The organism is Pseudomonas quercus (genome assembly GCF_012033695.1).
Taxonomy (GTDB): Bacteria; Pseudomonadota; Gammaproteobacteria; order Pseudomonadales; family Pseudomonadaceae; genus Aquipseudomonas; species Aquipseudomonas quercus.
In genome coordinates this window covers 1-4,617 of the sequence record NZ_JAAVJI010000033.1, presented here as the reverse complement: position 1 = coordinate 4,617, position 4,617 = coordinate 1, and the positions used below count along the sequence as shown (strand labels likewise).

At 56.0% G+C, this 4,617-nt stretch carries 6 protein-coding genes and 1 pseudogene; 3 read left to right on the top strand and 4 right to left on the bottom strand.

Annotated features, from left to right (window positions below; genetic code table 11):
* Positions 1-98 precede the first annotated feature (98 nt).
* Genes tnpA through tnpC form a run of 3 tightly spaced genes read left to right on the top strand, consistent with a single transcriptional unit; the run spans position 99 to position 2,324 of the window.
* The gene (gene tnpA, locus HBH25_RS22785) at positions 99-416 is read left to right on the top strand and encodes an IS66-like element accessory protein TnpA (protein WP_168081496.1); all 318 of its coding nucleotides are present in this window, start codon (positions 99-101) and stop codon (positions 414-416) included.
* Entirely contained in the window at positions 413-748 is a 336-nt protein-coding gene (gene tnpB, locus HBH25_RS23460; protein ID WP_168081498.1) for an IS66 family insertion sequence element accessory protein TnpB, read from the top strand. Before tnpA ends, tnpB begins: the two co-directional genes overlap by 4 nt.
* A gap of 49 nt (positions 749-797) precedes the next feature.
* Complete coding sequence (gene tnpC, locus HBH25_RS22775) at positions 798-2,324, top strand: IS66 family transposase (RefSeq protein WP_168081500.1); 1,527 nt, start codon at positions 798-800, stop codon at positions 2,322-2,324.
* Positions 2,325-2,329: 5 nt separating this feature from the next.
* On the opposite strand, the gene HBH25_RS22770 is transcribed toward tnpC, so the two are convergent.
* The 4 genes and pseudogenes from HBH25_RS22770 to HBH25_RS22755 all read right to left on the bottom strand — a co-directional run.
* Entirely contained in the window at positions 2,330-2,851 is a 522-nt protein-coding gene (locus HBH25_RS22770; protein WP_003380656.1) for a GNAT family N-acetyltransferase, read from the bottom strand.
* A 269-nt stretch (positions 2,852-3,120) separates the two neighbouring features.
* Positions 3,121-3,363: pseudogene (locus HBH25_RS22765) on the bottom strand (Y-family DNA polymerase); the annotation flags it as partial.
* A gap of 77 nt (positions 3,364-3,440) precedes the next feature.
* Positions 3,441-4,337, bottom strand: coding sequence for a hypothetical protein (locus tag HBH25_RS22760; protein WP_168086207.1), 897 nt, complete (start codon positions 4,335-4,337; stop codon positions 3,441-3,443).
* 89 nt (positions 4,338-4,426) lie between these two features.
* Positions 4,427-4,617 (bottom strand): hypothetical protein (locus HBH25_RS22755; RefSeq protein WP_168086206.1); only part of this gene is annotated, 191 nt, incomplete at its 5' end.

Genomic DNA, 4,617 nt, shown 5'->3' with positions numbered 1-4,617 from the left:
GTAAGCGGCCAGCAAACACACCTTCAAAAATCCAGAATTAAGGGCAATGGTGTCCGCCTATTTAAGCGGACGCGATCACCCTTATCGCTAGGATTTCCATGCGCCAACGAAGCTCTTACCCCAAACCCTTTAAAGCCCAGGTCGTTCAGGAATGTCTGCAACCCGGCGCCTCCGTTTCCAGCGTCGCCATCAGCCACGGCATCAATGCCAACGTAATTCGCAAGTGGTTGCCGATTTACCGCGATAAACCCGTCGCGCCACTTCCCGCGTTTGTGCCGCTGCAACCGATGCCTAAACGGCACGCTGATGAAGCGGTAGTTATCGCACTGCCGCTGGGCAAAAAATCTATCACGGTCAAATGGCCCATCTCCGACCCGGACGGCTGCGCACGCTTCATTCGCAGCCTCTCGCAATGATACGCATCGACGCCATCTGGCTCTCGACCGCGCCCATGGACATGCGCGCTGGCACCGAGACTGCGCTAGCCCGCGTGGTAGCGGTGTTCGGTGCGGCAAAGCCGCACAGCGCTTATCTGTTTGCCAATCGCCGCGCCAACCGGATGAAGGTGCTGGTGCATGATGGCGTGGGCATCTGGCTTGCCGCACGCCGGTTGAACCAAGGCAAGTTTCACTGGCTTGGCACTCATCGCGGCCTGGAAGTCGAACTCGACGCTGAACAACTGCACGCGCTGGTGCTCGGTTTGCCATGGCAGCGTGTAGGTGTGAACGGCGTGATTACGGTAGTTTAGTCCTGCCTTTGAGCTGTGTCGGATGAGTTGCTTTGGTAAAATCCACGGCATGACTTCCTTGCCCAATCTCGACCAAATGACACCCGACCAACTGCGCGCACTCGCTGCGCAGTTGCTGTCGAAGGTCGACACCATGGGTCGAAAGATCCATCGTGACGAGACGATCATCGAACAGCTCTCTCACGAAATTGCCATCCTCAAACACCACAAGTTCGCCAAACGCAGCGAGCAGATCAGCCCAGCTCAAGGCAGTTTGCTGGATGACCTGCTCAACACCGACCTTGAGGCCATTGAGGCAGAACTGGACGCGCTTCGTCCTGCCCCGACGCCAGACGAAACCCGCCAAAAGCCCAAGCGCGCGCCGCTGCCGACGCAGTTCCCACGCACCGTCATTCGTCACGAGCCAGAGAACACCCAGTGCGCTTGCGGCTGCCAGCTTCAGCGCATCGGCGAAGACGTCAGCGAAAAGCTGGATTACACACCGGGTGTGTTCACCGTTGAGCAGCATGTACGTGGCAAGTGGGCCTGCCGCCAGTGCGAAACGCTGATCCAGGCGCCGGTGCCCGCCCAAGTCATAGACAAGGGCATCCCTACTGCCGGTCTGCTGGCCCATGTGATGGTGACCAAGTTCTCCGACCATTTACCGCTGTACCGGCAGGAAAAGATCTTTGGCCGTGCAGGCCTGGCGATCCCGCGCTCAACACTGGCTCAGTGGGTGGGCCAAACTGGCGTGCAACTCCAGCCACTGGTGGATGCACTGCGGGAAGTCGTACTCGCCCAGCGAGTCGTGCATGCCGATGAAACGCCGGTGCAGATGCTGGCCCCCGGCGAGAAGAAAACGCACCGAGCGTATGTCTGGGCTTATTGCACCACGCCGTTCTCGGTACTGAAGGCGGTGGTCTACGACTTCAGCCCCAGCCGTGCTGGCGAACATGCACGTAACTTCCTTGGCACGTGGAACGGCAAGCTGGTCTGCGATGACTTCGCGGGCTACAAGGCCAGCTTCGAGCTGGGCATCACCGAAATCGGCTGCATGGCCCACGCTCGCCGCAAGTTCTTTGACCTGCATGTGGCAAACAAAAGCCAGTTGGCCGAACAGGCACTGCACTCAATCGGCGGCCTGTACGAGATCGAGCGGCAAGCCAAAGAAATGAACGATGAAGACCGCCGGCGATTACGTCAGGAAATAGCGGTTCCCGTCGCAGCAAAGTTGCATGAATGGATGCTGGCTCAACGCGAGCTTGTGCCAGAAGGCTCGGCGGTGGCCAAGGCCTTGGACTACAGCCTGAAACGCTGGGTAGCGCTGACGCGCTACCTGGAAGATGGTACCGTGCCCATCGACAACAACCCTGTCGAGAACACGATCAGGCCTTGGGCGCTTGGGCGCTCCAATTGGTTGTTCGCCGGGTCTCTGCGCAGCGGCAAACGAGCGGCCGCGATCATGAGTTTGATCCAGTCGGCACGCATGAATGGGCATGATCCGTATGCTTATCTCAAAGATGTGCTGACGCGGTTGCCGACGCAGAAAGCCAGTGAGATTGAGCATCTGCTGCCGCATCAATGGATGCCGGACTGACTTACTCAGCCTGAGTTTGGCAGCCTGCTTGTCGCCCGCGTGACGTCCATTAGCTCTTCACTGGCCAACTGTTTCCGCATCGGTGTACAAGCCAGCTCAAGACCGGAGGGCGAGGTATAGATGGCTTGATTATCTCCGTGATAGCCACACCGACGGTAGAACGCGGTTGCGTTAGGGGTAGCATCTAAATGGATGTCGACGATTCCGGCTTTAAAGGCCAGTCGCTCAAGGTATAGGAGCATTGCCTTGCCAATCCCCTGTCCCATGAATGCAGGCAAAACGAAAATAGCGCCTATCTCTCCAGACTGGAAATCAATCAGACCTGTTGCGACCGGTGTCTCGCCCAACCAGGCAACGTGGTACTCCTTTTCCACCCAAGCCCGATATCGGTCTGTGAGCGGCACATCAGTCCACGCCATTACTTGCTCAGCGGTATAGACAGTAATGCATTGATGCCGGATCGCCTGGAGGCGTATATCAAACGCGGCCTCGGCGTCAGTACGTTTGGCTGGGCGAATCAACAGCATCTTCACTCTCCTTGTCATCAATGATTTGGAAGGGGGATGAAAAAGCCCCTTCCATTTCTGGCGGGGCTTCTGGTCAATGCTTCTGTTCTAAGCGCGCATCGCCCTATGGCCCGCCAATGGCAGTCATCAAGGGGCGCATCATGCTAACGAGATTTGTAGGGGTCATTGATTGATAATCTGGAGATTTGAGCACTGTGTCAATAACCGAAAATGCGAACTGGCGAGTCGCTCTTTTGTGAAATCTGATCGTATTTAGACCATTTGCTTTGTCCAGACGACTTCACCAGACGCTTACTGTGGTTGGCCAGCTTGGCCAGGGTCTTCGTGTGTGCGATGCCTACACCGACTGGAATGCCCGTACACCTCAATACACGCTCGCGGATCGACCGGCCCAGCACCGTGAGGTCGCCAGGCTGGCCAGTGAGGTCACAGAAAATTTCGTCGATACTGTAGATTTCTGACGCGTAAACCATTGATTCTATTAGAGTCATTACACGTTCGGAAATTTGACCGTTTATGTGGAATGGAAAAGCAACGAATGAATTATCTGGAGAACCATGCGTAGCTGTCGCTCAGAAGAATAAGTTTGTTAGCTGGGATGACCAATCTGTTGCAAGAATGCGTTTCGCTGATCTTCCGGTTTAGCGGCTAAAAACCGCATGTCTTTGCCGGTATGACCTACAGCCTGGAGCGCTTGGCCATGGGTTAGTACGAAATTCCGCTGATCTTCCGGTTTAGCGGCTAAAAACAGCATGTCTTGGCCGGTATGACCTACAGCCTGGAGCGCTTGGCCATGGGTTAGTACGAAATTCCGCTGATCTTCCGGTTTAGCGGCTAAAAACCGCATGTCTTTGCCGGTATGACCTACAGCCTGGAGCGCTTGGCCGTTTTCTATCACAAAGCGTTGTCTGGGCGACAACTGATCGTCGGCAATGACCTTCATCTGCTTACTGACCTGTCGCAAGCTGAGGTTAACGCCATCACTACGTTTGCCAGTGCCACCGGCGATTTGCAGCAGCAGTTCGTTTGGAAGGCCCAGCAAGGCAGACGGAGGCCGGGCGTTACGTGCAGCCGCTGTACTTGGGGCAGGCAACGTCATAGATACAGGCGCTCCTGAGCCTCGTCTAAACCCTACGCTTAAAACGTCATATTTAGACTGATCATTCAATCTCGCTTTGATCACCAAGACATCTTGATTACGCCGCATCCCAAACTGAGCATCACCTTTCACTGGTTGATTGGGCGAAAGCTGTAACTGACCGCTGCCGATAGCTCCTTTTGCAAACCCGGCCAGCATCTTTTCCTGTTCATTACCCTGCGTTTCTTTGTCATTCAAGGCAGCCACTGCCTGATCGGTTAACATGGCCGCTGTCAGCGAACTGGCATGCCCAGACGGGTGCGTTCCTGTTGTTGCCTGCGCGGCTTGCGCAGGGTTTGCTGAACTGCTCTGCACGTTATAGGCACTACTGCCTCTAATGGGGTCCATGATATTCCTCAGAATAGGGTATTCACATTAAAGGAAGTGAGTGGCGTGGAATGCCGGGCAGTTCCGGTTAGGCCGGATTGCCGGATCCATCATTCCCGCGTGGTATGCCCGTCTAGCGCCGTCACGCCTTCCAGCTTTTGGATAAACCCCTCGATCTTTTCCTGATCACCCTCGACAATGGCGCGCTCGTCTGCAGTCAGCGGCACTTCTTCCAGGTAGCGGCGGACCGACGCCTTGCTCTCCAGGGCCTGGCCCTGTGCGCTGGCTTTGGGCAGGTTGA